Source organism: [Clostridium] aminophilum (assembly GCF_900101295.1).
Taxonomy (GTDB): domain Bacteria; phylum Bacillota; class Clostridia; order Lachnospirales; family Lachnospiraceae; genus Clostridium_R; species Clostridium_R aminophilum_A.
This window is the reverse complement of sequence record NZ_FOIL01000023.1, coordinates 21,391-47,746: the sequence shown is the minus strand read 5'-3', so window position 1 is coordinate 47,746 and position 26,356 is coordinate 21,391. Positions and strand designations below refer to the sequence as shown.

Genomic DNA, 26,356 nt, shown 5'->3' with positions numbered 1-26,356 from the left:
ACTTATACCTGTCCCGTCTACTGTTGGCGTTCCGTGCAGTTTTTGGACTTTGGCTTGTTTGGCAGCCTCATCCACGCTTCACAGCCTGTTCGGGATTCCTGTTCGTCAGGCCAGCGCTTTGCCTCGGGCTTCCTTCAGACCCACACCTCACGGTGGAGCCCTTGCCTCTGGCTGCATCCTTCCCACTGCCGGGCGGATCAGGGACTTTCACCCCTTAGAACGTGCGCCCGCCGGGCGCACCAAAAAGAGAGGGAAGCGGTTCAACCCCGCTTCCCTCTCACGTTTTATCAGACATTTAAAATGCGTCCCGCATTTATCATTTGGGAAATTCCCCCATAAGGAACCTGCCCCACTTCCGGTCAGTGTCCGGCGGTCACATTTCCCACACCCTTGGTTTCATGTCCCATCGGCGGAACCGGTGTCGGTCTGGACCGGTCGAAGACCTCATTGACATCAAAGAGATCGTCGAGGTGGGACTTGGTCGGATTGCTCTCCGGCAGATCATAATACATGCGGTATCCGTCGAGATTGCGTCTTCCCTGACGGAAGTAATCGTCGCCGTACTGGACAAAGTACTGGTTGCTGTCTACGTTGCAGATGTACCGGAATCCGGCCTTGTAAAGGATCTGATAGCGATCATCGGCGGTATTGTACGGATGCCAGTCCGCGATATCGGCGCCAAACGGGAAGAGGATGATATCGCTCTTTCCGATCAGGGATTCCACGCGATTTGCCCACTTGTCGGTATCGGTCTGAAGATCGGCAAGGGAGATGGCACCGACATTGCGGTGACCCCAGGTATGGCTTGCCAGCTCATATCCGTCTTTCCGGAGGCACTCCGCCACATCGCGGACGGACTGCTTTTCCTTTTCCATATCGAAATCCGGATGCGCCGCAAGGAATTTTTCATTGGTCAGATATGCGTCATCGGTACGGTAGCCGAGAACGCCGTTGTATCCGGTGAATGCAAGGCAGGCCTTTGCTCCGCGGTAGGAGAAATCCGGATGTTCTTCGATAAACTGGTCCAGAATCGGAACCAGATCATAATCGCCGACATCCACCGTCCCGTCATCCTTCTGATATTCGCATTTCGGCTTTCCGTCTTCGTCGATCACCATTTTGGTCGCAAAGCCGTCGCCGGTCATATACTCATAATAGCAGACGTCATCCTGCGACATGACGAAGGCCTTCTTGCCCTCCGGAAGCATGATGTCGCCCGGCTTCATTTTCATGGAACCGTCTGCCTGCTTCTCCTCATACGCCACATCGTGGAGACGAACCAGTACAAAACCGCGGTCATACATCTGCTGAAGAATCTTTTTAAACTCCGGAATGGTCGTCATGACCTGATTGTATCCCGCCTCACGGCTGTCACCGTCAAATGCCTTCGACGTATCCACAACCAGAGTGTGGAAGAATACATGGGTCACTTTCGACGTATCCTGACGAACCAGCGTGGATTTGGTCTGCTCGTAGCCTTCCATGGCCTTGGTAACCTGCTCGTCGTCTGCAAAGGCGCTCGCTTTCAGGTCCGCGATTGCACCGTCATAGTCGTACATTTTCGCCTTTCGGTCCGCTGCCGCGAGAACGCTCTCCAGATCGTTTGCGTCTGCCGCAGCCGCATTTTCCGCAGAGACGTCTTCTCCGGATTCGCCGGCTGCGCCGCTTTCTCCGCTGAATGCAGACTCCGCCGCACCGGTCTCTTTCTCGATCTTTCCGCCAAGGGCGCTGTCATTCTTTTTCACGAAGAAGAGAATTCCGGCTGCAACGCACAGCACGATCAGTGTTCCGGCCAGAAACGGCACGGACCAAAGACTGCGCGCGTTCGGGCGTCTTCTGCTTCTTCTGTTGTTATACTGACTCATCGGTTTTACCTCTGTTTTCTGTGATAATATCCGCCGAAAGGCTGACGGACTGCGCGTAACGGAGACTCTGTTTTCGCTGTCTTTATTCCGCTTTCCCTCCGCGCTGCCGTCCCGTAGACACACTTTTACGGCGGCACCGTTCAAATCATACTAAAATCGCCCTTGTTCGTCAAGAAAAGGGAAAAGCCGCAGTTTTTCTATGGACTTTACGACTTCACCGTGTTAAAATTCTCTTATACGGACATCATTTCTGATATTATTGCCGGGACGGATTCTTCCGCCGGCATCAACTATAAGAGAGTGAGGAAACGGAACATGAGCAATGACAAAATTCATAATCCGGAGGTCGACCATCTGTTAAATGGTATCTTACAGCTTCAGACGCTGGATGAGGCGTACGCGTTCATCGAGGATGTATGCACGGTGAACGAGATCCTCTCACTGGCTCAGCGTTTTGAGGTTGCCTCCATGCTTCGCAAGAAGGAAACCTACCTCGAAATCGCGAAGCTCACCGGCGCTTCCACTGCAACCATCAGCCGTGTCAACCGCGCGCTGAACTACGGAAGCGACGGCTACGATCTGGTCCTGAAACGTCTCGGTGAAGAATAACGGCAAAACCAGGCTGCGGATCCTCCGGATGGAGCGTATCCCAAGCCTGGTTTATTTTATTTCATCAGAATCCGACATATCCCTCGATCGGTTCTGCCGGCTGTACGTCCTCCGCATAGAGCATCGGTCCGTCTCCTTCGTATTCCGGACGGTATTCATACTCGACTTTTGCTCTGACGCGAACCCAGTCCTGATTCTGAACCTTTCTTCCCATGCCCTTGGACTTGCACATGAAGCCGAGGAAGGACATATCCGCCGCACAGCAGGTCATCGCCATTCTTCCCGGAACAAAGTCATTGGCCGGGAACTCCGGTCTCTTTAATACCATTCCGGTAAACTCGACCGTCTTACCGCGGTAGCGTTCCGGCTTGTCAAAGGTATCGATATACCAGATTCCGTACGCATCGTCCGGAATAACAATCACATCCGCATTGACATCATACGGAAGATCCTCTTCCGACACATTGTCAATCTCTCCGTCGCTGTTCTCAAATACGATATCGCACTGCGCATTCATGCCTTTCAGCACACGGTGATACCCCGCCAGCTTGTCCTCGATGCCGTCACAGCGGTTGACGATCAGAAGCTCCGTGCTGCGGACCATACGGCCGACCAGGGATTTGAGATCGTTGTTGTTCAGATACGGCTCCAGAGTTGCACCGTTCATAATGGAAATCTGCTGATAGAACTCCCAGCTGGACGGAATCTGCAGTTTTGTGATATCCCACATACCGTTCCACTCCATCAGCACACGCTCCGGATTGTGAACTTTCTGAAGTCCCATCAGATATGCTTCCGTCATGGAATCCTCGTCGTCCGCCACAACCATAACGGTGTTGTGCTTTGCGAGAAGCTCCTCGTCGTACTCCTCCTCGCCTTCCTCGCAGACGATCAGAAGTGTCTTACCCTCTGTCTGGAAATACTCCTGCTGGATGGTAAAATTGATAAACTGTGTCTTTCCGGCCTCGAGAAAGCCGTTAATCAGAAACAGCGGAATTCTTTCGTTGTTTTCAGCCATGTTTGACCTCTTTTTCTATCGTAATGATTCTGTTTTTCCGTATCAGCCGACAAATGCCGCCTTGATGAGATCCTCTTTCAGATCCGCGCCGATGACAACCACTTTTCCGGTGTAGGAAGCGGATCCTTCACGGATGTCAACCTGCTCCGGAACCATGTCAAAGTGGATCCATTTTTCGCTTCCCTCCTGCGGAAGCATTCCCTTGCAGCGGATAACCTGTCCGAATTCTTCGGTCTCGGACATCTTATGGAGAATCTCCTCCACCTTTTCTCTGGTGTATTTTGCCGGTGTCTCAAGTCCCCAGCTGGTAAAGATCTCATCCGCATCATGCTCGCCGTCATGATGGTGATGATGGTGGTGGTGATGATTGTGAACATGCACCTCGCCGTCGTGGTGCTCCCCCTCATGATGGTGATGGCACTCGCACTCCGGATCATCGCACTCCTCGCCATCGTGATGGTGGTGATGATGCTCATGCTCCTCGTCATCGTCGTCATGATGGTGGTGGCACTCACACTCCTCGTCATCGCACTCCTCGCCGTCATGATGGTGGTGATGATGGTGCTCATGCTCCTCGTCATCATCGTCGTGATGGTGGTGATGGCATTCGCACTCCTCGTCGTCGCACTCCTCGCCGTCATGATGGTGGTGATGATGGTGCTCATGCTCTTCGTCATCATCGTCATGATGGTGGTGATGGCATTCGCACTCCTCGTCATCATCGTCGTGATCATGGTGATGATGCTCGTGCTCCTCAAGGCGCTCCATCACTTCTTTCATCATTTCCTCTTCCAGATTGTCCGGCTGGGAAATGATGTCGAGCAGGGTATCGCCGTCGAGCTCCGCGATCGGCGTCGTGATAATCTTGCAGTCTTTGTTGATGCCGCGGACAATGCCGACAGCCTCTTCAACCTTCTGCTCCGTCGCGATGTCGGTTCTGGAGAGCACGACATTGCCGGCATACTGAATCTGGTTCTCGAAGAACTCACCGAAGTTGCGGGCATACATCTTTGCCTTCTTCGCATCCACGATGGTTACCGCGGCATTCAGCTCCACTTCCAGATTCGCGGAAACCTTCTTGACCGCGCCGATGATATCGGAAAGCTTGCCGACTCCGCTCGGCTCGATGATGATGCGGTCCGGTGCATACTTTGTGATGACCTCGGACAGAGAAGTCTCAAAATCACCGACCAGAGAACAGCAGATGCAGCCCTGATTCATCTCGCGGATCTCGATGCCGGAATCCTGGAGGAATCCTCCGTCGATGCCGATCTCACCGAACTCATTCTCGATCAGAACCACCTTTTCTTTGTGAAGCGCTGCCTTGATCAGCTGGGAAATAAATGTTGTCTTTCCGGCTCCGAGGAAACCGGAGATAATATCAATCTTTGTCATGATAATGCCCCCAATATGTATAACCAGTTTGCTATGGCTAATTGTTAATCAGTCCAACCTGCATTGTTGCATAAACCGTATGCTTTGTCAAGATTGTGCACAATCTAATGTTCCGGTCCTGCGATGTCTGCCGGGCTTCGTCATCCTGACTCGGCCCGTCATCCTGTCCCGTCATCCGTTTTCCTTCCCGGCGCGGATTCCGACTTGAGGCCGGCTTATTCTTCCGCCTCTTTCTGCCGTGCTTCCCGCTCCTGCGCTTCCCGTTTGGAGAAAACGCAGCCGCAGTAATTCTGCCGATAGAGTCCGTATTCCCGGCTGAGTTCGGTGGATCTGCGGTAGCCGTTTTTCTTTTTGAAATCGGATCCCAGCCAGCTGACTCCGTACCGCGCTCCCATCTCCTCACCGATCCGGTTGAGCCGCTCCGCATCTTTCAGCGGACTGATCGTCAGTGTGGTGGTGAAAAAGTCGAAATTTCCCTCTTTCGCGACCTTCGCGGCTTCCTCAAGACGCTGTTCAAAACAGATCGTGCACCGGTCTCCCCCCTCCGGATCTGCCTCATGGCCCTTCACGGCCATAAAATACCGCTCCGGACAGTAATCCCCCTCCAGAAAGGAGATCGGATGAGTTGCCGGAAGTTCCCGGATCAGGCGCTTCTCCTCAGAGACGCGGTACTCGTATTCTTTTTTCTCCGTGATATTCGGATTGAAATAAAAAACCGTGATCTCCATATACTGCGACAGATATTCCAGACAATAACTGGAACACGGCGCGCAGCATGCGTGAAGAAGGAGCTTCGGGACGCGGCCTTCGTTCCGGATCTCTTCGATAAAACGGTCCAGCTCTTTCTGATAATTCCGCTTGTTCATGTTTCCTCCGGCTATCGCAGAGAAAGCAGTCTGCCGGAAGGCAAGCTGCTTTCTCCTGGTATCTCTATTGTCCTGTATCTTTGTTCTGCGAAACAGCACGCGTTTCACGGGGTCCGACCGGTGTTGCGGCAGCCGCCGGCCCTTATGCCGGCACAGCAATGAAGCTGTTGAGTGTATCTTCCATTCCACCATAGTCGCGGCAGCCACCAGCCCTTATGCCGACACAGCCCCGGAAAGGTTATCCGCGGGTTTACAGGAAATCGCGGATTCTCTTGGAGCGGACCGGATTTCTGAGCTTCCGGAGCGCCTTTGCCTCGATCTGACGGATACGCTCACGCGTAACGTTGAACTCTTTTCCGACTTCCTCCAGAGTTCTCGGATGACCGTCTTCCAGACCGAAACGGAGAATGATAACCTGACGTTCTCTCTCCTTCAGATCCTCCAGCAGGGTGTTGATGTGCTCCTTCAGCATGACGGATTCCACATTTTCCTCCGGTGTCGTGATGTTGTTGTCCGCCACGAAATCGCCCAGATTGGAATCGTCCTCCTCACCGATCGGTGTCTCGAGAGAAGCAGGCTCTCTGGCGATCTGCATGATCTCCATAACCTTGTCTTCCGTCATATCCAGTGCCTTTGCCAGCTCCGGAACAGACGGCTCATAGCCCAGTTCCAATGTCAGCTTACGCTGCATCTTGGACATCTTGTTGATGGTCTCAACCATATGAACCGGCACACGGATTGTTCTCGCCTGATCGGCAAGCGCTCTCGTAACCGACTGACGGATCCACCATGTCGCGTAAGTTGACAGCTTATAACCCTTGGTATAATCAAACTTTTCAACGCCCTTGATCAGGCCGAGATTTCCCTCCTGCACCAGATCCAGAAAACTCATGCCGCGGCCGGTATAACGCTTTGCAATGCTGACTACCAGACGAAGGTTTGCCTCGATGAGACGTGCCTTTGCGTGCTCGTCGCCGTTTGCCTTTCTTTTGGCAAGCGAAAGCTCCTCCTCCGCGCTGAGAAGCGGCACCGTACCGATCTCCTTCAGATACATGCGGACCGGATCTTCCGTTCCGATACCTTCCAGAAGATTCACCGCGTTGAGGTCGACTTCATCTTCCTCATCTTCTTCATTTTTCAGGAAATCATCGTCCGGATCTTCCTCGATCACTTTTCCGCTCAGACATTCCGCGTCAATCTCCGCCTCCGATGTCTCCTCCACCGGATCGATTTCCTCTGTATCTGTATTTACATGGATATGAATGCTCTCGAGATATGCATAGATCTCTTCCATCTGATCTTCTTTCAGATCATCTTTGGCAAACACATTCTCGATCTGGACGATCGACAATACGTTATCATTCTGTTTTCCAAGTTCTGACAGTTTCTGCAGTTTCGCTAAAAAATCTTTCTTATTCACAGTACATCCTTTCACCGAGATGTGTCGATAAATCTATCCGTGCAAAATTTCAGTATATACACTTTCCGTACCGATTTCAAGTCTTCTTCCGATCTTTCTGAAACGCCTTTCAAAAAGATCTTTTCCCAAAGACGAATCCAATGCGGGTTCTGATTTTATCCACACAGTCTCTGCCTGTATCCACAGGACTTTGCGCGTTTTCCCCACAAGCGGCATCTTATCCAGACGCTTTTACACATTTACACGTATCCGTAAATGCCTCTGACCGATACCTCGCCGGAGAGAACTTTCCGGATCTCCCCGTCTTCCGTTCTGACAATGAGAAGGCCGTTCTCATCGATTCCGAGTGCTGTGCCGGTGTATTCGTGCTCCGGCGCTAAAACGCGTACCCCGCGGTCCCGGTTCGCAAGGCGCGCATTATAATCATCCATGAGTGCCGTCATATCCCCATGTTCCATAAACAGATCATAGTATCTCTCGTAGGCGGCCATCGTTGCCGCGATAATCGGGCTTCTGCGAACCCTTTTTCCCGTCTCAATCAGCAGTGATGTTGCTATGTCTTTGATATCGTCCGGAAATGCCTCCGTATTAACGTTTATGCCAATTCCGGTAACTACGTAGTTAATTGCCCCGACTTCCGCGCTCATTTCCGTCAGAATGCCGCAAACCTTCTTTCCGCCCACCACAATGTCATTGGGCCATTTGATCATAGAATCCAGTCCGGTCGTCTCCCGGATTGCATCCGCCACCGCCATGGCCGCCGGAAGCGTCATCATGGACGCCTTCTCCGGAAGAAGCTCGGGTCTGGTTAAAAGACTCATCCAGATTCCCACGCCGTGGGGCGACTGCCATACGCGGCCTCTCCGGCCTTTTCCGCCGGTCTGGGCATCCGCGACGGCAAGGGTTCCGTGCCCGGCCCCCTGCTCAGCCAGCTGCTTGATCAGATTATTGGTGGAATCCACCTCATCCATATAAAGAAGCGATCTTCCGGCCCACCGGGTGTTGATGGTGCTCGCCAGTTCCTCCTGCGTCATCACATCCCCGGCCATCCGCAGCCGGTATCCGCGGTTCCGCACCGCCTCTATCTCATATCCTTCCGACTCGAGCTGACGGATCACTTTCCACACTGCTGTTCTCGATACACCGAATTTCTCACAGAGAAACTGACCCGATATGTATCCTTCCGTCTCTTTCAGCATTCTGAGTATCTCTGTTTTCAAACTTCCAACCTCCGTACTGTATCTTCTATCTTTATCGGAACATGATGGTCAGCACCGAAATCACGCCGAACACAAAGAGAGCCGCCCCGATCACAATCGGAATCATGTAGATCAGATGCGCCCTGAAATCTCCGCCGGTCCGCCGGATCAGAAGAATCCCGTCCAGCGTGCAGACCGCCGAAGACACGAAAAAAACAAACGGAAACAGGATCCGCCATGTCTCTGCATCGATAAACAGGAGAATCGCGGAGACCACAATCACTGAGCCGGTCACGATCCGGGCCACATAGGGTATGTAATTATCTCGCATGGTTTCTCCTCTGTCTTGCAGCCTCAAACATCAGCACCGATGCCGCCACCGCCGCATTCAGAGATTCCACTTTTCCCGCCATGGGGATCTTTACGAGCGCATCGGCAAGCGCGGCAGTCTCATCCGTTAAACCGGCTGCTTCATTTCCGATCATGAACCCCGCCGGTTCATGATAATCTTCATCCTCGTAATTGTTTTTTCCGGCAAGATGCGCCGCATACAGGCGAACGCCCGCATTTTTGACTTCCTCAAGTGTTCCGGCCAGATCACTCACCCGGATAAACGGCACACGAAGCACCGATCCCATCGTGGAACGGATCACCTTCGGGTTATAGATATCCGCTGTCTCGTCATTCATGATGACACCGGTCACGCCCGCACCCTCTCCGGCGCGGAGGATCGTGCCGAGGTTTCCCGGATCCTGAAGGGATTCCAGCACCATCAGAAGTGCCGGTCCCTCTCCCGCCGGATGAAGTACCTCCTCCAGCGTCCAGGACAGCTGCTTCACCACACAGAAGACGCCCTGCGGATTCTGTGTATCGCTCATATACCGCATCACCTCGTCCGACACGGCTTCATAGCCTTTCTTCTCCACGGCATCGCGCCACACATCGCCCTCCGGATGCTGTGCAAGAAAGCTCTCCGATACAAAGACCGACTGACAGAGTTCGTCCGGTATCTCCGCAGCCATGCGCGGACCTTCCACGACGAACAGTCCCTGTTTTCGGCGCTCTTTTCCCTTCTGCGCCAGCATCGCCGCTTCGCGCACTCTCGCATTCGACTGACTTGTTATCATACCAGATCCTCTAATTCCTCTCTCCACAGCTTCACCACGGCATCACTCGGCATACGGAGATCACCGCGCGGAGATACCGCCGCGGATCCGACCTTCGGTCCGTCCGGAAGGCAGGAACGCTTGAACTGCTGCGCAAAGAACCGCCAGTAGAACGTCTTCAGCCATTTCAGGATCGTCTCATGCGGGTACTCGTTGCCCAGCGCATGCACGGCCAGACGGTAGATACGCGCCGGATGATAGCCGAAGCGCAGCACATAATACAGGAAGAAATCGTGCAGTTCATACGGCCCCACGAGATCTTCGGTCTTCTGGGAGATCTTTCCGTCTTCCGGCGGGAGAAGCTCCGGGCTGACCGGCGTGTCGAGAACATCCTTCAGAATGTCCGCCAGCGCCTCATCTCCGCAGGTATCCGCATAGTACCGGACCAGATGTCTCACCAGCGTCTTCGGAACGCCGGCATTGACACCGTACATGGACATGTGATCGCCGTTGTAGGTCGCCCATCCGAGCGCGAGCTCCGACATATCGCCGGTTCCGATTACGAGTCCGCCCGTCTGGTTTGCGATATCCATCAGAATCTGGGTGCGCTCCCGGGCCTGTCCGTTCTCGTAGGTCACATCATGCACATTGATATCATGACCGATATCTTCAAAATGAACCGTCACGGCGCGCGCAATGCTGACCTCCCGGAGCTCCGCCCCGAGAATTCGCGTCATTTTGCAGGCGTTGTTGTACGTCCGGTCGGTTGTGCCAAAGCCCGGCATCGTAACCGAGACGATGTTCTTTCTCGGAATACCGCACAGATCAAAGGCTCTCGCCGTCACCAGAAGCGCGAGGGTGGAATCGAGACCGCCGGAGATACCGACTACCGCCGATTTGCAGTTTGTGTGCATCAGACGTTTTTTCAGTCCCATCGCCTGAATGTTCAGGATCTCCTCACAGCGTTTCTGCCGCTCCAGCGGATTTCCCGGAACAAACGGGGACGGATCAATGAAACGCTCCAGCGGCTCATCGCTCTCCTTCAGACTGAACCGAACAATCCGGTAGTTCTTTCTTCCCTCCTCGCGGTAGGTGGTCATTCTTCTTCTCTCCGCCGCAAGGCGCTCCAGATCAATGTCCGCCGTGATCATGCCGTTCTTAAAACGCTCGCTCTCCGCCAGCACCGAGCCGTTCTCCGCGATCAGATTCTGCCCGCCGAAGACCAGATCCGTGGTCGACTCGCCCTCGCCGGCATTGGCATAAATATAGGCTGCAAGAAGCCTTGCGGACTGTCCGCTGATCAGTGTTCTCCGGTAATCGCTCTTTCCGGTGGTCTCGTCGCTGGCGGAACAGTTTACGATCACGGTGGCACCGGCCTGCGCATGGGAGATACTCGGCGGAAGAAGCACCCAGAGATCCTCACAGACCTCCGCGCCGACCACAAGATCTTCTTCCTCCTCGCAGGCGAAGAGGATCTTCGATCCCATCGGCACGGTTTCGCCGTCGAAATTCACCTCAACCGCCTCGTCAAAGCCCTCGGTGAACCATCTCGCCTCATAGAACTCGCTGTAGTTCGGAAGCCATTTCTTTGTCACAAGTCCGAGGAGATGTCCGTTCTGTACGCACGCGGCACAGTTATAGAGTTTTCCGCTGTAAATCCACGGCACACCGGCAAACACCAGCATATCGGAGCCGACACTTGCCTTCACGATTCTCCGAAGTCCCTGTTTTGCCGCATCCAAAAGAGGTCTGTGTTCAAACAGATCCGCACAGGTATAGGCGGTAACCGCAAGTTCCGGAAAAACCAGAATCTTTACGCCCTTTTTTGCCGCTTCCTGTATTCCCTCAATGATTTTATCTGTGTTAAATGTGACGTCCGCCACTTTCACGTCCGGTGTTGCTGCCGCGACGCGTACAAACCCGTCTCTCATGTCAGTTCCTGTCTCCTCTTGTTTTTTCCGGCATCCGCCAGTCTCTTCATCTCTGCCGCATTCTGACGGACCGCATCCGTGATCTCCGCGCCGCCGAGAAGTCTCGCCAATTCCTCACACATTTCCTCCTGCGTGAGAGCATGGATTCCGGTTGCGGTGCGCCCGTTTACCACGGACTTGCGGATCTCGTAATGCTGATCCGCCATTGCCGCGATCTGCGGAAGATGTGTGATCAGAATCACCTGATGCCGCTCCGAGATCATGCGCAGCTGCTCGGACACCTTCTGTGCGGTTCTGCCGCTGATTCCCGTGTCGATCTCATCAAAGATCAGCGTCGGAATGTCATCCGTCTCCGCGAGCACGGTTCGGATCGCCAGCATGACGCGAGAGAGCTCGCCTCCCGAAGCCGCCTCGCCCAGCGGGCGCACCGGTTCTCCCGGGTTTGCGCTCATCATGAATTCCGTCTCATCCCAGCCGTCTGCCGTAAAATGATCCAGTCTGCGGAATTCCATCCGGAACCGCGCATCCAGGAAATTCAGGTCCAGAAGGCGTCTGGCGATCTCTCCGGTCAGCTTCTTTGCCGTCTTCTGCCGCTTTTCGGTCAGTTTCCCGCAAAGTTTCTCCAGCTCCGCACTGCAGACTTCCAGCTCTTTTTCCGCGTTTCTTCTCGCCTCTTCAAAATGTTCCAGCTCGGTCAGCCGGTCCCGCATCCGCTCCAGCGAATTCAGAACGTCCGGTATTGTCTTTCCGTATTTTGCTTCCAGATTGTGGATGAGATCGAGCCGCTCCTCCGCCTCGTGATAGCGCTCCTCGTCGAAGCTCATCTCCTCCATATACTCATCTAAAGACCGGCGGAGATCCTCCGCCATGGAGTCCATATCATAGAGCATGTCATGGATATTCTTCAGATTCTCATCAAACCGGTAGGCCTCTTTGACTGCCGCCAGCGCATCCGACGTGCCGTCCATGTCCATGGCATTTCTCGCCCGGCGGATGTGTTCGCCGATCCGGCGCGCGTTGTTCATGCGCCGGAAATCCTGCTCAAGGGCTTCCTCTTCATCCGGCTTAAGCTCTGCCTCCTCGATCTCCCGGATCTCAAAATTCAGGAAATCCTGCTCTCTCAGCCGCTGATCCTCATCGCCGGTAAAAGTCTCAAGCTTCCTCTTCAGCTCCGCATACCGGCGGTATGTCTCCGCCGTCTTCTCCCGGAGTTCCGCGGTCTCCTCTTTTCCGAACGCGTCCAGAATCTCCAGATGACGGCTCTTATAGAGAAGTGACTGGTGATCGTTCTGTCCGTGAACATCAATCAGAAGTGACGTAATGCTGCGCAGTTTCGCTGCAGTCACCGTCTCATCGTTGATTCTGGACAGACTTCTCTGCGGGGTGATTTTGCGGCTCACGATCACGAGGCCGTCCTCATCCGGCTCCACATCAAGGTCCGCCAGCGCCTTCCGCAGACGGTCACTGTCCACGGAAAAAATGAGTTCCACCGACGCGGAATCCGCACCCTGGCGGATCATGTCTTTCGACGTCTTTCCACCCAGCGCCGTATTCACCGATCCGATCAGAATCGATTTTCCCGCGCCGGTCTCACCGGTGAGGATATTCAGGCCGTGCCCGAAATCCACCTCGGCGGAATCAATCAGTGCCAGATTTCTGACATGCAAATGAAGTAACATGTTTCCCCCTTCCACATGCCTCTCCAAGTATTGTTATATTCAGCCCGCCGCAATCAGTTTCCGGATCTTGTCCATCAGGACAATGGTGTCGTCCACACTCCGGATCGCGCACATGACGGTGTCATCACCGGCGATGCTTCCGACCACTTCCGGAAAACGAAGATTGTCCAGCGCTGCCGCGCATGCCATCGCCATGCCGGAAACCGTCTTGATGACCAGAATATTCTGCGCCATATCCATGGACAGAAAGCTGTCATGAAGAATGCGAATGTATTTGTCGTCAAAGTCATTCTGCGGGTGAAATACCGCATACTTCTGCTTTCCGTCCGACGTCTGCACCTTCATCAGCCGAAGTTCCCGGATGTCTCTGGAGACCGTCGCCTGGGTTACATGAAAGCCTTCCCGGTTGAGATAGGACGCCAGTTCTTCCTGCGTGGTAATGTCATGCTTACCGATGAGTTCAACGATTTTGCTGTGTCTTTCCAGTTTCATATCTGTCTCATCTTCCTCCGTATGATTTCAAGGAACGGAACCCGGTCAAGGTTGACCAGCGGTGCCGTCAGTCCTGCTGTCTCAATATCAATCCGGTCTCCCGGCATCATTTTTATCGGTATTCCTCCGTCAAAGCTGACGCACTGGCGGAGCCGGTACTCCGGATCCAGCCGGAGTGAAACCTTACTGCTCGCCGGAAGCACGTAGCTTCTGGAATTCAGGGTATGGGGACAGATCGGCGTGAGAATCATCAGTTTTGCCCCCGGGTCCACGATGGGACCGCCCGCCGACAGGTTGTAAGCCGTCGAACCGGTGGGCGTCGCAACGATCATGCCGTCCGCCTTGTACTCATTGAAAACCGTGTCATTGACATAGACGTCAAACCGGAGTGCGTCCATGCCGTATCGGTTCAGGATCACATCATTCAGGGCAATGTCGTCGCTGATCACCGTATCGCCGGACCAGATCTTCCCGTGAAGCATCATTCTCCGGTCCACCCGGAAAAGCCCTTCCATCAGGCAGTCCAGCGCCGGCATCAGCTCCGGTTCGCTGGACACCTGTGTCAGGTATCCAAGATGCCCGAGATTGATGCCAAACAGCGGAATATCAAGTCCGGCCAGATCCCGGGAGGCCTGAAGAAGCGTTCCGTCTCCGCCGAGGGCAATCACACACTCGGTACCGTCCGGCACCTCGTCCGGATTGGTATAACGGTATCGGCGTTTCGGCACCTTTTCATCAAAGATCCCCGTCGGAAGCGAATCCCGGCTGATCATACACCGGCAGCCGTTCTCCTCCAGATAATTCTGAATGTCGTCCGCCGTCTTCTGGGCGGCGTCCTTACTGCGGTTTGCAATCAGAAAAAACTTTTTCATACCCTTTTCGCGTTTTATTTATCCAGCTCCGCATGTGCTGCCTCAACCACATCGATGACCGGCTGTCCGGAAAGCGCCGCATCCGGCTGTCCGTCATTTTTCCCGAGATAAATGAGGTATTCAATATTTCCTTCCGGTCCACGGATCGGAGAATAGTCCAGTCCCTCCACGGTCAATCCGATCTCGTGCGCATAGGCGATGACTTTCTCGATCACCTCGACATGCGTGCTCTTTTCACGGACAACGCCTTTTTTGCCGACTTTCTCGCGCCCCGCCTCAAACTGCGGCTTGATGAGCGCTGCCACATGACCGCCATCTCTCAGAATCTCTTTTACCGGGCCGAGCACCATGGTCAGCGAGATAAAGGAGACGTCGATGGAGGAGAAGTCCACAGCGGTTCCGATGTCTTCCGGCGTGACGTAACGGATGTTGCATTTTTCCATGCAGACAACCCGCGGATCATTCCGGAGTTTCCATGCCAGCTGTCCGTGTCCGACATCGACGGAAAAGACTTTCACCGCGCCGTTCTGCAGCATACAGTCCGTGAACCCGCCGGTGGATGCCCCGACATCCATGCAGGTCGTTCCATGGAGATCAATCGGAAAGGCCTTCATGGCTTTCTCCAGCTTCAGACCTCCGCGGCTGACATACTGCAGCGTCGCCCCGCGAACCTCGATGGTCACGTCATCCTTAAACTGGGATCCGGCCTTGTCTTCCTTCTGATTGTTTACATATACAATTCCCGACATGATGATCGTCTTCGCCTTTTCGCGGGATTCCGCAAGGCCCCGGTTCACCATCAGGACATCCAGTCTTTCCTTCACTGAAAGAACCTCCTATTATTCCGTTCTGTCTAATACCGTCAAACCGGTCCGTTTATTCATTTCCTTTTTCAGAGCTGTAATCTGCGCCGTAAACTTCCCGGTTGATCCTCTCGAGGATGGAATCGCTGTCGATCCCCAGCATGCTGCGGAGAACGGAGACATTTCCGTGTTCCACGTAATCATCCGGAAGGGCAATGTTGATCACTTTGATCTCCGGATGATGCTTGTGCGCGTAATCCGTTACGCGCTCGCCGAAACCGCCGCGGAGAACATTTTCCTCCAGCGTCACGATGGTCCGGTGATTCTTTGCGAGGCGGTCAATCATATCCGTGTCAATGGGTTTCACAAACCGGCCGTTCACCAGCGTACACGGATGGCCTTTTGCTTTCAGTTTCTCGCGGATATGCTCCGCGCAGCTGACCATGCTTCCCACCGCGCAGAGTGCCGTCTCCGACTCTTCGATCAGCATCTCTGCACGCCCGTATTCCACCGGCTGGTGGTATTCTTCCAGTCCGCGGTATGCCTCGCCCCGCGGATATCGCACTGCCACCGGCCGGCCAAGCTCCATGGCAAAATGAAGCATACTGCGGAGTTCCCACAGGTTCTTCGGTGCCATCACCGTCATGTGCGGGATCAGGGACAGATACGAGAGATCAAAGATTCCCTGATGGGTCTCTCCGTCCGCACCGACCAGTCCCGCCCGGTCCAGGCAGAACACAACCGGCAGATTCTGGAGACAGACGTCGTGGACGATCTGATCGAATCCCCTCTGCAGGAAGGAGGAATAGACACAGACCACCGGCTTTAACCCCACCGATGCCATGCCGGCCGCACTGGTCACGGCATGCTGTTCCGCGATCCCGACGTCGAAAAACCGCTTCGGGAAACGCTTCGCAAACTCCGAGAGTCCCGTTCCGTCCGGCATCGCGGCGGTAATCGCCACGATCTTCCGGTCTTTTTCCGCCATGCGGCAGATCTCCTCCGAAAAAACATCCGTATAACTCGGATACTTTTTTGGGGCTTTCGGAAGCCCTGTTTCAATCTCGAAGGGACCCACACCGTGAAAAGCCGCCGGATTCTTTTCTGCCGGCGCATATCCTTTTCCTTTTTTCGTCATCACGTGGATCAGCACGGAGTGGTCGATCTTCTGCGCCTCACGGAAAATATGCTCGAGCCGCTTCACATCATGGCCGTCCACCGGACCGAGGTAGGTAATGCCCATATTTTCAAAAAGCATGCCCGGCACAAAGAGCTGCTTGATACTGTTTTTGGTCCGCAGGAGCGCATGCACCATGCTGTCGCCCAGCACCGGAATCGCCGACAGCGACTGAGAGACGTTCTTCTTCAAAAGATTATACCCCTCATCCGCGCGGATGCTGCTCAGATATGTCGAGATTCCGCCGACATTTTCCGAAATGGACATATTGTTGTCATTCAGAACGATGATAAAGTTGGTCTTCATCCGGCCGGCATTGTTTAACGCTTCATAGGCCATACCGCCGGTCAGGGCTCCGTCCCCGATCACCGATATGACCTTGTACTGCTCTTTCTGAAGATCCCGCGCCTGGGCAATACCGAGCCCGGCGGAGATCGATGTTGAACTGTGTCCGGTATCGAACGCGTCAAAACGGCTTTCCGAGCGTTTCGGAAAGCCGCTCATGCCGCCGTACTGACGGAGATTGTCAAAATCCGATTTTCTTCCGCTCAGTATCTTATGAGTGTAAGACTGGTGTCCCACATCCCAGATCACTTTATCCTCCGGAAAATTGAACGCGCGGTACATGGCGATCGTCAGTTCGACCACGCCGAGATTCGACGCCAGATGTCCTCCGGTCACACTGATCTTTTCGATCAGGAATTCCCGGATTTCCTCCGACAGACGGATCAGCTGATTCTGGTTCAGCTTTTTTACGTCTTCCGGTCCATTTATTCTTTCAAGGATCAATACACACACTCCCTGTTTTATTTCTTTCTGGAAACCAGTTTCCGGATAATCTCTTCCAGGAAACGGTTTTCGCCCGGAAGTTCGTGAAGGATCTCCACCGCCTCTTCCGAAAGGCGCTCTGCGTCGCTCCGCGACTTCTCCAGTCCCTCGACCGTCACATAGGTCGTCTTGTGATTCTTCTCGTCGCTTCCCACCGGTTTTCCCAGTTCCTCCGTCGTGGAGATCTCATCCAGAATATCGTCCTCGATCTGGAACGCCAGACCGATGTCCGCCGCCATTTTCTCCACTTTCCGGATATCTTCCTCCGATGCGCCGGCCATGACGGCTCCGATCATCATCGATCCCTCCAGAAGCGCCCCCGTCTTCAGACGGTAGATGAAATTCAGCGTTTCTTTCGGAATCGCCTTTCCGGTGAGTTCCACGTCCACACACTGACCGCCGGTCATACCGTAGACGCCGCTCTTTTCGGCAAGGATCCGCATACACCGGGCGACTTTTGCCGGATCATCGGTTAATTCCAGCGCCTTTGCCGCCGTCTCAAACGTGTAAATCATCAGCGCATCGCCGGTCAGCGTGGCCATATCCTCGCCGAACACGGCCCACGTCGTCTTCTTTCCTCTGCGGAATTCATCATTGTCCATGCACGGAAGATCGTCATGGATCAGGGATGCGGTATGCATCATCTCCATCGCGGCCATCATCGGCTCAATCTCCCGGCCGGTTCCGCCGAAAAGACGGTAGACTTCCCTCATCAGCATCGGCCGGATCCGTTTTCCTCCGGCCTCCACGCTATAATTCATCGCCCTGAAAATGGTCGCCTGCTCTCCCTTTTCTTCCGGAAGATAGGAAGCCACGATCGCGTCGATCTCCTGCTTTTCCCGCTGGAACAAATCACTGCTCATGCTTCTTCCTCCCCGTCGAGGATACGGATCTTCTTCTCGACCTCGTCGATGCGGGATCCTGCCTCTTTCACGGCCTTCATGCCCAGCTCATACAGCTGAAACGTCTCTTCCAGTGACACGCTGCTGTCGTCCATCTTCTGAATGGTCTGATTCAGCCCCTCAAAAAGTTCCTCAATGCTGAGTTTCGTCAGATCCACCGGCTTTTTTGCTGCCGGCTTCTTCGTCTTCTGCTCTGTTTCAGCCATCGATTCCTCCCGTTTTCTCTGTATCCTCTACCGTCGCGCGGATCTTTCCGTCCGACAGGCGGATCCGAATGGATTCTCCGCTCTTCACCTGTCCGACCGACTCGATCCTTGTGCCGGTGCTGTCTGTCAGAAATCCGAAACCGCCGCTCACTTTCCGAAGCGGCGACATACCGTCGAGACGGCCTGCCAGAACGCGGAGTTCATTCTTCCGCATTTCCAGTTTCCGCTCCATCAGCCGCCCGAGATCCCGGCCGGCACTCTCCAAAACCCGGCGCCGGTCAGAAATCTTCATCTCCAGCGCGCGCATCATTGCATCACTCATCTCCGCCAGATTCTGCCGTTTTTCGTTCAGCACCCGGCCCGGGCTGTGTAGCTCGATCACCTGCCGGAAATGATCCAGCCGGCTTCGCTCGCGGTCCAGCTTCTTCGCAGCGGCATTCCTCATCCCACGCCGCGCCTCTGACAGCTGCGAACAGAACAGCGCATAGTCAAACACTGCCAGTTCCGCCGCCGCAGACGGCGTCGGTGCGCGGAGATCCGCCGTAAAATCCGCGATCGTCCAGTCAACCTCGTGGCCGACTGCCGAGATCACCGGCGTCTCACATCGGAAAATCGCCTTCGCAACCTCTTCTTCATTAAAGGCCCACAGATCCTCGATGGATCCGCCGCCTCTTCCCACGATCATGACATCCGGGTGAAGGGCATCCAGTTTCCGGATTGCGGCCGCAATGGACGCTGCCGCACCTTCTCCCTGAACCTGTGCGGGACAGAGCGTCAGCTGAACGTAGGGATTTCTGCGGGCAGAGACGTTCATGATATCGTGGATCGCCGCGCCGGTGGAAGCCGTCACGATTCCGACATGGCGCGCATACCTCGGAATCGGCTTTTTATAGGATTCATCGAACAGACCCATCTCCTGCAGGTGGTTTCGAAGTTCCTCATACCGGCGGAACAAGTCGCCCTGGCCCTCCGCTTCGATCTTTGCCGCATAGAGCTGATACTGTCCGGTCTTCGTGTATACTTCTACGCTTCCCGAGACAACGACCTTCTGGCCCTCTGTCATCCGGAATTTCAGTCCTTCCGCCCGCTTTCCCGCAAACATGACGGAAGAAATGCTGCTGCCGTCATCTTTCAGCGTGAAATAGATGTGTCCCGAACTGTGATATTTCAGATTCGAGACTTCTCCGCGGATCGAAACCCTCCGCAGCGCATAATCCGTCGCAAACATGTTCCGGATGTAGGAATTGATCTGGGTGACAGAGTATACACTTGCCATGATTTATACAAGCTTTGCGAGAATTCCGTTGACGAATTTCGGTGAATCATCGCCGCCGTATTTCTTCGCAAGCTCCACTGCCTCGTTGATGGATACCTTCTCCGGCGTATCCTCCTCATAGAGCATCTCGTAGAGCGCAAGTCTGAGAATCGTCAGTTCCTCCTTGCCCATACGTGTTGTCTTCCAGCCCTTTGCGATGCCGTTGATCTTCCCGTCCAGTTCCGGAATAACCGCAAGAATCTTCTGTACTTTCTCCGTCACATAGATGCGGGAATCGGAATCCATCTCCGGATTGTGAAGGACTTCTCCGTCTCCCTCCGGCGTCTCATCCTTCTCCTTCGGTTCTCCGAAGTAATTGTCGATCTGCTCAGGAATTTCTTCCTCGGAATGGAATCCGGTGCAAAAAAGAAGTTTATAGCAATGCTCTCTCAGCTGTCTTCTGGTTTTCATAAATTTATCCTCCTGATCCGAATCATAGTCCGAAAGCGGACTATGACTCCGCCATCTCCCTCATCCCCGGGAGATATGGTCATAGGTGCTTATAATTATAACGTATGTCATCGCCCGAAACAAGAGCGGTTAACAATAGGTATGAAGGTCCGCGGATCTTTTTTTCATAAGAATTTCGAAGAAATTTCCTATGAAAAAACGGGCGGAAGTGTCCCAGAGAACAACTTCCGCCCGTGAAAACACGCAAAGAACCCTTCTTCGCGCTCACATGTACAATTGTCATCCCTGGCGGGCTTTCGCCCGTGGGTACATATGCCGAAACCGGCGGTGACGGATACTTCGCCCTGCCTGATTCCGAAACCGAACCTTCCGCGCTTCGCGATCCTGTTCTTACGGCAAAATCCCAGCCCTGATTACTCGTCTACGCTGTAGTTCGGAGCCTCTTTTGTGATCTGAATATCATGCGGATGGGACTCTTTGAGAGAAGCCGCAGAGATCTTGACGAACTTGCCGTTCTTCTGCAGATCCGCAATCGTCGGTGCGCCGCAGTATCCCATACCGGAACGGATTCCACCGAGAAGCTGGAATACGGTGTCCTCCAGATAACCCTTGTATGCCACGCGTCCCTCGACGCCTTCCGGAACAAGCTTCTTCGCGCCCTCCTGGAAATAGCGGTCCTTGGAACCGTTCTCCATCGCCGCGATGGAGCCCATGCCGCGGTATACCTTGTATTTTCTTCCCTGGAACAGCTCAAACGCGCCCGGTGCCTCGTCACAGCCTGCGAAGATGGAGCCCATCATGACAGTGCTTCCGCCTGCTGCCAGAGCCTTTACGATATCGCCGGAGTACTGAATACCGCCGTCCGCGATGATCGGAACGCCGTACTCCTTCGCCGCCGCATAGCAGTCCATCACCGCAGTGATCTGCGGAACACCGATACCGGCAACGATACGGGTTGTGCAGATGGAACCCGGTCCAATACCAACTTTAACAGCATCGACGCCGGCCTCGATCAGAGCCTTTACTGCCTCGCCGGTTGCCACATTGCCCGCGATAACCTGTACATCCGGGAATGTCTCCTTGATCATCTTCACGCAGCGGATGACATTTGCGGAATGGCCGTGAGCGGAATCCAGAACGACAACATCGACATGTGCGTCTCTCAGCGCAGCAACACGGTCCAGAACATTGGCGGTGATGCCGACTGCAGCGCCGCACAGAAGTCTTCCCTGCTCATCCTTTGCAGAGTTCGGATACTTGATCTGCTTTTCAATGTCCTTGATGGTGATGAGACCGCGGAGGTTGAAATCATCGTCCACGATCGGAAGCTTCTCCACCTTCGCACGGGCAAGAATCTTCTTTGCATCGTCAAGTGTCACGCCGACTTTCGCGGTGACAAGGTTCTCGCTTGTCATGCACTCGCTGATCTTCTTGGTATAATCCTCTTCGAATTTCAGGTCACGGTTCGTGATGATGCCGACCAGCTTTCCGTTTACGGTAATCGGAACACCGGAAATGCGGTATTTTCCCATCAGGTCGTCAGCGTCGGCAAGGGTATTGTCCGGGGAAAGGAAGAACGGATCGGTGATAACGCCATTCTCGGATCTCTTAACTCGGTCAACTTCTTCTGCCTGCTGTTCAATAGACATATTCTTATGAATGATACCGATTCCGCCCTGGCGTGCCATCGCGATGGCCATCTTGCTCTCAGTTACGGTGTCCATGCCTGCACTGAGCAGCGGGATGTTCAGTCTGATCTTTTTGGTCAGCTGTGTAGAGAGATCAATCTGATTCGGTACTACCTCAGAATAAGACGGTACCAAAAGAACGTCATCAAATGTAATTCCCTCGCCAATAATTTGTGCCATTGTCGTGCCTTCCTTTCATCGATTAAGTGCTGAAACAAAGTCTTTTTCTGCTTCTTTTCAGGTGATTTTTCCCATCATAGCACCCGATATTAAAAAAATCAATCCAATCGGTCACAATCCTACAAAATGTTACAGAGTGTTTTCTTCGCCTTCCCGGTTCAGAATATCCATGAATTCCTCGCCGGTGATCGTCTCTTTCTCATAGAGATATTTCGCCAGTTCATCCAGTTTCTTCTTATTCTGAAGAAGAATGTTTTTTGCCTTCTCATGTTCTCTCCGGACAAGCTCCACCACCTTCTGGTCGATCTTTGCCTGCGTCTGGGCCGAGCACGCGAGAGTTGCATCACCGCCCAGATACTGATTCTGAACCGTCTCCATCGCCACCATGTCGAATTCCTCACTCATGCCGTAACGTGAGATCATGGCTCTGGCAAGTTTCGTCGCCTGCTCGATATCGTTGCTCGCGCCGGTGGTGATGCTGTGGAACGCCACTTCCTCCGCGGCGCGGCCTCCGGTCAGCGTCGCAATCTTGTTCTCCATCTCGGTCTGACTCATCAGATAGTGATTGCCCTCTTCCACCTGCATGGTGTATCCGAGTGCACCCGAGGTTCTCGGTATGATGGTGATCTTCTGAACCGGGGCAGAGTTGGTCTGGAGCGCCGCTACCAGCGCGTGGCCGATCTCGTGATAGGAGACGATGAGTTTTTCTTTATTGGAAAGAATCGCGTTCTTCTTCTGATATCCGGCAATCACAACTTCGATCGATTCCTCCAGATCCGACTGACTCGCAAACTTTCTGCCGTCGCGGACCGCACGGAGCGCCGCCTCATTGATCATATTCGCCAGCTCCGCGCCGGAAGCGCCGCTCGCCATCCGGGCAATCTTCTCAAAATCGACATTGTCCGAAACCTTAATCTTTTTCGCGTGAACGCGGAGGATCGCCTCTCTTCCCTTGAGGTCCGGAAGTTCCACCGGAACTCTCCGGTCAAATCGGCCCGGTCTGGTCAGAGCCGGATCTAGCGCCTCCGGCCGGTTGGTTGCCGCCAGGATCATGATACCGGAATTGTCTTCGAAACCATCCATCTCTGTGAGGAGCTGATTCAGGGTCTGTTCCCTTTCGTCGTTTCCTCCGAAATTGCCACCGTCCCTCTTTTTTCCGATGGCATCGATCTCATCGATAAACACAATGCACGGAGCCTTGTCCTTTGCCTGCTTGAAGAGATCACGGACTTTGGATGCGCCCATACCGACAAACATTTCCACAAACTCGGAGCCGGAGATGGAAAAGAACGGAACGCCTGCCTCTCCCGCAACTGCCTTCGCCAGCATGGTCTTTCCGGTACCCGGAGGACCGACAAGGAGAATTCCCTTCGGCATGGATGCGCCGATATCGCGGTATTTGGACGGTGCATGAAGATACTCGACGATCTCTTTCAGATTATCCTTCGCCTCATCCTCACCGGCCACATCCGCAAACCGGATCCCGGCAGTCGACTGCGCGTATTCCCGGGCATTGCTTTTTCCCATCCCGAAGGGCATGGAACCGCCGACTCCTCCTCCGATTTTTCCGGCCATCTTCTTGGACATGTACTGCCCGAGTCCCCAGAAGATCAGGATCGGCAGAATCCAGGATGTGATAAAGGTCATAATCGGAGACGCCTTCTCCACGATCGTTCCAGAAAACTTCACATTGTTCTTATGAAGACGTTCCGTCAGCTCCGGATCCGTCACCGGTCCGGTGCGGTAGACGGTCTTTCCGTCCGATCCGGTAAAAATGATCTGATTGTCTTCAATCTGTACTTCACCGATCTCACCGTTTTCCGTCATATCCATGAAGGTGCTGTAATCCACCTCTTTCACCGTCCGGCGGATAATCGCCGGCGTGACAACCGCGTTGAAGAACACCACGGCCAGAACCACCGCAAGCCAGTAAAAAATCTGCGGTTTTTTCGGGGTTTTAATCTCATTCATACTCATGTTTCCTTTCATTTTATTGTCTGACATCGCATATGTCTCTCTCCGTGCTCCGTCCGGTATTCCGGATTATGGCAGTTCTCCTTCACGATTTTTTTCACCGCCGGAACACCCGTTTCGCAGGAAATGCGGAGCAGTTTCTTATAAAAGAACCGGAAAAAACAATGCTTGTTATATGTGTTGTGGAACAGTTAACATTTTAGCACCGAGTCCGGTCCATGTCAGTAAAATTTCTATAAAGAATATATAAAGAAAGCAGAGACCTGCTGCCGTTCCAATACAACGCTCCGTTCTCTGCTTTCCGCTTCCCCGGTATGGATTCTCGCATTCACAATCTTCATATAAAAGATAGGGTTTTCTCTGCTCCCGGAACGAAGCGATCTCCGCTTTCCATGACTCTCTGATCTCCTCGGCGCTTTTTCCGGCGATGATCTGCTTCCGAAGCTCGTCGGAACCGCTCAGATAATCGATCCAGTCATACTCGTAGTCTTTTCGGAATCCGAAAAAATCCAGATCCGGATGCGCTTTGTGAAAATCGCGGTATGCGCTGACCAGATAGTCCAGCTGAATGCCATCTTCCCAGATTGTTTCCAACGGGATCTCTCTCAGATCTCTTCCGTTGCAGACTTTTCCCTCAAACTGCGGATTTCCCGCTCCGTCCATGCTCTCCGGGGCAAACGAAAACGGATAGTCTTTCTCCGAAAGATACGGACTTCCCCAGATCTCAAAAGGCATCTCCGTTCCCCGGCCTACGGAAATGTAGGTATTTTCAAAAAAGCAGGTGGATGCGTAGAGATACACGGCCCGCATGTCCTTAATGTTCGGGGACGGCCTCCGGATCAGAACCGGCTTCATGGAGTGCGTGTAATTCTGACACGGGATCACGGTCAGACGGCAGGCATTTTTCCCGGATTCCAGCCATCCTTCCCCGTTGATCATCTGCGCCAGTTCTCCCCAGGTCATTCCGTATACAACCGGAATCGGAAGCTGTCCGACAGGGGACTTGTACTTCTCTTTCAGGATCGGCCCGTCCACATAAAACCCGTTAGGATTCGGCCGGTCCAGAATAACGACTTCCTTTCCGGATTTCGCGCAGGCGTCCATCATATAGTACATGGAAATGTAGTAGGTATAGTACCGCAATCCCACATCCTGCATATCCACCACGAGTGTGTCGAACGAATCCATGCTCTCCGCCGACGGATAATGCGTATTATCATGATAAAGCGAGAGGATCGGAACACCGGTCTTCGGATCCACCGTATCGTCGATGCTCGCTCCCGCATCTTCCGTTCCCCGAAACCCGTGTTCCGGGCTGAAGATGGCAGATACATTCACATTGTGTTCGATCAGTGCATCCAGAATATGCTGGCCGTATTCGACCTCTTTCCCATCCCGGTCATAACCGAACGGAACCAGATCATCCCCTTTTTCCCTCTTTTGACCGAAAAGACTGGTCCGGTCGCCGACAATGCCGGTGTGATTGGAAAGAAGTGCCACCCTCTTTCCGTCAAGCAGCGGAAGATAGCGGTCAAACTGCTCATCTCCGAGAAGAACCACATTCTTCTCTTCCGTTTTGTTTTCGGCTGCTGTTTTTTCCTCCGATGCAACGCCGGATGCATCTTCCGATCCGCTGTCCGCTGTTTCCGCCCTAGACGATTCGGAAACCGGAGCGTTCTTTGCGCAGCCTCCCGCAAGCGCCGTCACAAGGATGCCCAGTACGATCCATTTCTTCATAAGCTCTGCCCTCATTTCTCTCCGAATGATTTGCCGGAACTGCTCCCGGCTCTAAGAAGAATTATATCACAACAACCGGTACAACAGGCCAGCCACCGGAAATGCAAAGCACTTTTCCATGACCAAAAAAAGGTGCTGCACACCAGTTGATCCATCAACCAATGTGCAACACCTCTTCGTCTTTCATCATCAAAAAGTATGACTCATTTGTTTCTCATATTTTACATCATTCCGGCAAATACCGGCCCATTAGCCCAGCTCACCATCATACAACGGTGCTCCGGTCGGCTCCTCGCCTCCGGCCGGTTCTTCGCTTCCGGACGTGTCGTCGCCTCCGGCCGGTTCTTCGCTTCCGGACGGCTCCTCGCTTCCGGACGGCTCCTCGCTTCCGGACGGCTCTTCACTTCCGGACGGCTCCTCGCTTCCGGACGGCTCCTCGCTTCCGGACGGCTCCTCACTCGGAGTCGGTTCGTTGCTCGGCTCTACACTCGGTTCTGCACTCGGCGGTGCACTTGGCAGATTGCTCGGCTCTGCACTCGGCGCTTCACTTGGCAGATTGCTCGGCTCTGCACTCGGCAGATTGCTCGGCTCTGCACTCGGCGCTTCACTTGGCAGATTGCTCGGCTCTGCACTCGGCGCTTCACTTGCCGGAGTGACCGGAGCTTCACTCACAACCGGAGTTG

At 53.8% G+C, this 26,356-nt stretch carries 22 protein-coding genes and 1 pseudogene; 1 reads left to right on the top strand and 22 read right to left on the bottom strand.

Annotation, left to right across the window (positions count from 1 at the left end):
- Positions 1–359: 359 nt before the first annotated feature.
- The gene (locus BMW41_RS07630; RefSeq protein WP_074649579.1) at positions 360–1,865 is read right to left on the bottom strand and encodes a polysaccharide deacetylase family protein; all 1,506 of its coding nucleotides are present in this window, start codon (positions 1,863–1,865) and stop codon (positions 360–362) included.
- A 315-nt stretch (positions 1,866–2,180) separates the two neighbouring features.
- Between BMW41_RS07630 and BMW41_RS07625 the strand changes: the two genes are divergently transcribed.
- The gene (locus tag BMW41_RS07625) at positions 2,181–2,474 is read left to right on the top strand and encodes a YerC/YecD family TrpR-related protein (protein ID WP_031474796.1); all 294 of its coding nucleotides are present in this window, start codon (positions 2,181–2,183) and stop codon (positions 2,472–2,474) included.
- A 64-nt stretch (positions 2,475–2,538) separates the two neighbouring features.
- Here BMW41_RS07625 and BMW41_RS07620 read toward each other — a convergent pair whose 3' ends face one another.
- The 21 genes and pseudogenes from BMW41_RS07620 to BMW41_RS07520 all read right to left on the bottom strand — a co-directional run.
- The gene (locus BMW41_RS07620; protein WP_074649578.1) at positions 2,539–3,492 is read right to left on the bottom strand and encodes a TIGR03943 family putative permease subunit; all 954 of its coding nucleotides are present in this window, start codon (positions 3,490–3,492) and stop codon (positions 2,539–2,541) included.
- 42 nt (positions 3,493–3,534) lie between these two features.
- A complete protein-coding gene (locus BMW41_RS07615; RefSeq protein WP_074649577.1) occupies positions 3,535–4,887 on the bottom strand; it encodes a CobW family GTP-binding protein in 1,353 nt (450 codons plus the stop codon).
- Positions 4,888–5,102: 215 nt separating this feature from the next.
- Positions 5,103–5,753 (bottom strand): epoxyqueuosine reductase QueH, encoded by a 651-nt coding sequence (locus BMW41_RS07610; protein WP_074649576.1) that lies wholly within the window; start codon positions 5,751–5,753, stop codon positions 5,103–5,105.
- A 250-nt stretch (positions 5,754–6,003) separates the two neighbouring features.
- The gene (gene rpoD, locus BMW41_RS07605) at positions 6,004–7,173 is read right to left on the bottom strand and encodes an RNA polymerase sigma factor RpoD (RefSeq protein WP_031474804.1); all 1,170 of its coding nucleotides are present in this window, start codon (positions 7,171–7,173) and stop codon (positions 6,004–6,006) included.
- Positions 7,174–7,412: 239 nt separating this feature from the next.
- Positions 7,413–8,393, bottom strand: a complete 981-nt coding sequence (locus BMW41_RS07600) for a biotin--[acetyl-CoA-carboxylase] ligase (RefSeq protein WP_074649575.1) — start codon at positions 8,391–8,393, stop codon at positions 7,413–7,415.
- 31 nt (positions 8,394–8,424) lie between these two features.
- Entirely contained in the window at positions 8,425–8,703 is a 279-nt protein-coding gene (locus BMW41_RS07595) for a DUF6637 family protein (RefSeq protein ID WP_074649574.1), read from the bottom strand.
- On the bottom strand, positions 8,693–9,499 hold the full coding sequence (locus BMW41_RS07590) for a TrmH family RNA methyltransferase (RefSeq protein ID WP_074649573.1): 807 nt from the start codon (positions 9,497–9,499) through the stop codon (positions 8,693–8,695). Before BMW41_RS07590 ends, BMW41_RS07595 begins: the two co-directional genes overlap by 11 nt.
- Complete coding sequence (locus BMW41_RS07585) at positions 9,496–11,409, bottom strand: NAD(+) synthase (protein ID WP_074649572.1); 1,914 nt, start codon at positions 11,407–11,409, stop codon at positions 9,496–9,498. Before BMW41_RS07585 ends, BMW41_RS07590 begins: the two co-directional genes overlap by 4 nt.
- Positions 11,406–13,088 carry a DNA repair protein RecN gene (recN, locus tag BMW41_RS07580; protein WP_074649571.1) on the bottom strand — a complete coding sequence of 561 codons (1,683 nt, stop codon included), beginning with the start codon at positions 13,086–13,088 and terminating at the stop codon, positions 11,406–11,408. Before recN ends, BMW41_RS07585 begins: the two co-directional genes overlap by 4 nt.
- A 39-nt stretch (positions 13,089–13,127) precedes the next feature.
- The gene (argR, locus tag BMW41_RS07575) at positions 13,128–13,580 is read right to left on the bottom strand and encodes an arginine repressor (RefSeq protein WP_074649570.1); all 453 of its coding nucleotides are present in this window, start codon (positions 13,578–13,580) and stop codon (positions 13,128–13,130) included.
- Positions 13,577–14,452, bottom strand: coding sequence for an NAD(+)/NADH kinase (locus tag BMW41_RS07570; protein ID WP_074649569.1), 876 nt, complete (start codon positions 14,450–14,452; stop codon positions 13,577–13,579). The genes argR and BMW41_RS07570 overlap by 4 nt, the downstream gene beginning before the upstream one ends.
- Positions 14,453–14,466: 14 nt before the next feature.
- Positions 14,467–15,276 (bottom strand): TlyA family RNA methyltransferase, encoded by an 810-nt coding sequence (locus tag BMW41_RS07565; protein ID WP_031474820.1) that lies wholly within the window; start codon positions 15,274–15,276, stop codon positions 14,467–14,469.
- A gap of 52 nt (positions 15,277–15,328) precedes the next feature.
- Positions 15,329–17,221, bottom strand: a complete 1,893-nt coding sequence (gene dxs / locus BMW41_RS07560) for a 1-deoxy-D-xylulose-5-phosphate synthase (RefSeq protein ID WP_074649568.1) — start codon at positions 17,219–17,221, stop codon at positions 15,329–15,331.
- A 17-nt stretch (positions 17,222–17,238) separates the two neighbouring features.
- Positions 17,239–18,123 carry a polyprenyl synthetase family protein gene (locus BMW41_RS07555; protein WP_074649567.1) on the bottom strand — a complete coding sequence of 295 codons (885 nt, stop codon included), beginning with the start codon at positions 18,121–18,123 and terminating at the stop codon, positions 17,239–17,241.
- Complete coding sequence (xseB, locus tag BMW41_RS07550; RefSeq protein WP_074649566.1) at positions 18,120–18,368, bottom strand: exodeoxyribonuclease VII small subunit; 249 nt, start codon at positions 18,366–18,368, stop codon at positions 18,120–18,122. Before xseB ends, BMW41_RS07555 begins: the two co-directional genes overlap by 4 nt.
- Positions 18,361–19,644 (bottom strand): exodeoxyribonuclease VII large subunit, encoded by a 1,284-nt coding sequence (gene xseA / locus BMW41_RS07545; protein ID WP_074649565.1) that lies wholly within the window; start codon positions 19,642–19,644, stop codon positions 18,361–18,363. Before xseA ends, xseB begins: the two co-directional genes overlap by 8 nt.
- A gap of 3 nt (positions 19,645–19,647) precedes the next feature.
- Positions 19,648–20,094: a transcription antitermination factor NusB gene (gene nusB, locus BMW41_RS07540; protein ID WP_031474830.1), complete on the bottom strand. Its 447-nt coding sequence runs from the start codon at positions 20,092–20,094 to the stop codon at positions 19,648–19,650.
- Positions 20,095–20,507: 413 nt separating this feature from the next.
- A complete protein-coding gene (gene guaB, locus BMW41_RS07535; protein ID WP_031474832.1) occupies positions 20,508–21,962 on the bottom strand; it encodes an IMP dehydrogenase in 1,455 nt (484 codons plus the stop codon).
- A 129-nt stretch (positions 21,963–22,091) separates the two neighbouring features.
- Entirely contained in the window at positions 22,092–23,933 is a 1,842-nt protein-coding gene (gene ftsH / locus BMW41_RS07530; RefSeq protein ID WP_074649564.1) for an ATP-dependent zinc metalloprotease FtsH, read from the bottom strand.
- A gap of 174 nt (positions 23,934–24,107) precedes the next feature.
- Positions 24,108–25,673 carry an exo-beta-N-acetylmuramidase NamZ family protein gene (locus BMW41_RS07525; protein ID WP_074649563.1) on the bottom strand — a complete coding sequence of 522 codons (1,566 nt, stop codon included), beginning with the start codon at positions 25,671–25,673 and terminating at the stop codon, positions 24,108–24,110.
- 249 nt (positions 25,674–25,922) lie between these two features.
- A pseudogene (locus BMW41_RS07520) lies at positions 25,923–26,356 on the bottom strand (PT domain-containing protein); the annotation flags it as partial.

What these genes read in the sequence shown, in the direction of transcription:
- BMW41_RS07590 (WP_074649573.1), bottom strand. Translation starts at nt 9,499, where the DNA reads ATGATAACAAGTCAGTCGAATGCGAGAGTGCGCGAAGCGGCGATGCTG.
- guaB (WP_031474832.1), bottom strand. Translation starts at nt 21,962, where the DNA reads ATGGCACAAATTATTGGCGAGGGAATTACATTTGATGACGTTCTTTTG.
- BMW41_RS07615 (WP_074649577.1), bottom strand. Translation starts at nt 4,887, where the DNA reads ATGACAAAGATTGATATTATCTCCGGTTTCCTCGGAGCCGGAAAGACA.
- xseA (WP_074649565.1), bottom strand. Translation starts at nt 19,644, where the DNA reads ATGGCAAGTGTATACTCTGTCACCCAGATCAATTCCTACATCCGGAAC.
- BMW41_RS07610 (WP_074649576.1), bottom strand. Translation starts at nt 5,753, where the DNA reads ATGAACAAGCGGAATTATCAGAAAGAGCTGGACCGTTTTATCGAAGAG.
- argR (WP_074649570.1), bottom strand. Translation starts at nt 13,580, where the DNA reads ATGAAACTGGAAAGACACAGCAAAATCGTTGAACTCATCGGTAAGCAT.
- BMW41_RS07555 (WP_074649567.1), bottom strand. Translation starts at nt 18,123, where the DNA reads ATGAGCAGTGATTTGTTCCAGCGGGAAAAGCAGGAGATCGACGCGATC.
- BMW41_RS07595 (WP_074649574.1), bottom strand. Translation starts at nt 8,703, where the DNA reads ATGCGAGATAATTACATACCCTATGTGGCCCGGATCGTGACCGGCTCA.
- nusB (WP_031474830.1), bottom strand. Translation starts at nt 20,094, where the DNA reads ATGAAAACCAGAAGACAGCTGAGAGAGCATTGCTATAAACTTCTTTTT.
- BMW41_RS07625 (WP_031474796.1), top strand. Translation starts at nt 2,181, where the DNA reads ATGAGCAATGACAAAATTCATAATCCGGAGGTCGACCATCTGTTAAAT.
- BMW41_RS07525 (WP_074649563.1), bottom strand. Translation starts at nt 25,673, where the DNA reads ATGAAGAAATGGATCGTACTGGGCATCCTTGTGACGGCGCTTGCGGGA.
- xseB (WP_074649566.1), bottom strand. Translation starts at nt 18,368, where the DNA reads ATGGCTGAAACAGAGCAGAAGACGAAGAAGCCGGCAGCAAAAAAGCCG.
- BMW41_RS07630 (WP_074649579.1), bottom strand. Translation starts at nt 1,865, where the DNA reads ATGAGTCAGTATAACAACAGAAGAAGCAGAAGACGCCCGAACGCGCGC.
- recN (WP_074649571.1), bottom strand. Translation starts at nt 13,088, where the DNA reads ATGTTACTTCATTTGCATGTCAGAAATCTGGCACTGATTGATTCCGCC.
- BMW41_RS07570 (WP_074649569.1), bottom strand. Translation starts at nt 14,452, where the DNA reads ATGAAAAAGTTTTTTCTGATTGCAAACCGCAGTAAGGACGCCGCCCAG.
- BMW41_RS07620 (WP_074649578.1), bottom strand. Translation starts at nt 3,492, where the DNA reads ATGGCTGAAAACAACGAAAGAATTCCGCTGTTTCTGATTAACGGCTTT.
- ftsH (WP_074649564.1), bottom strand. Translation starts at nt 23,933, where the DNA reads ATGAATGAGATTAAAACCCCGAAAAAACCGCAGATTTTTTACTGGCTT.
- BMW41_RS07585 (WP_074649572.1), bottom strand. Translation starts at nt 11,409, where the DNA reads ATGAGAGACGGGTTTGTACGCGTCGCGGCAGCAACACCGGACGTGAAA.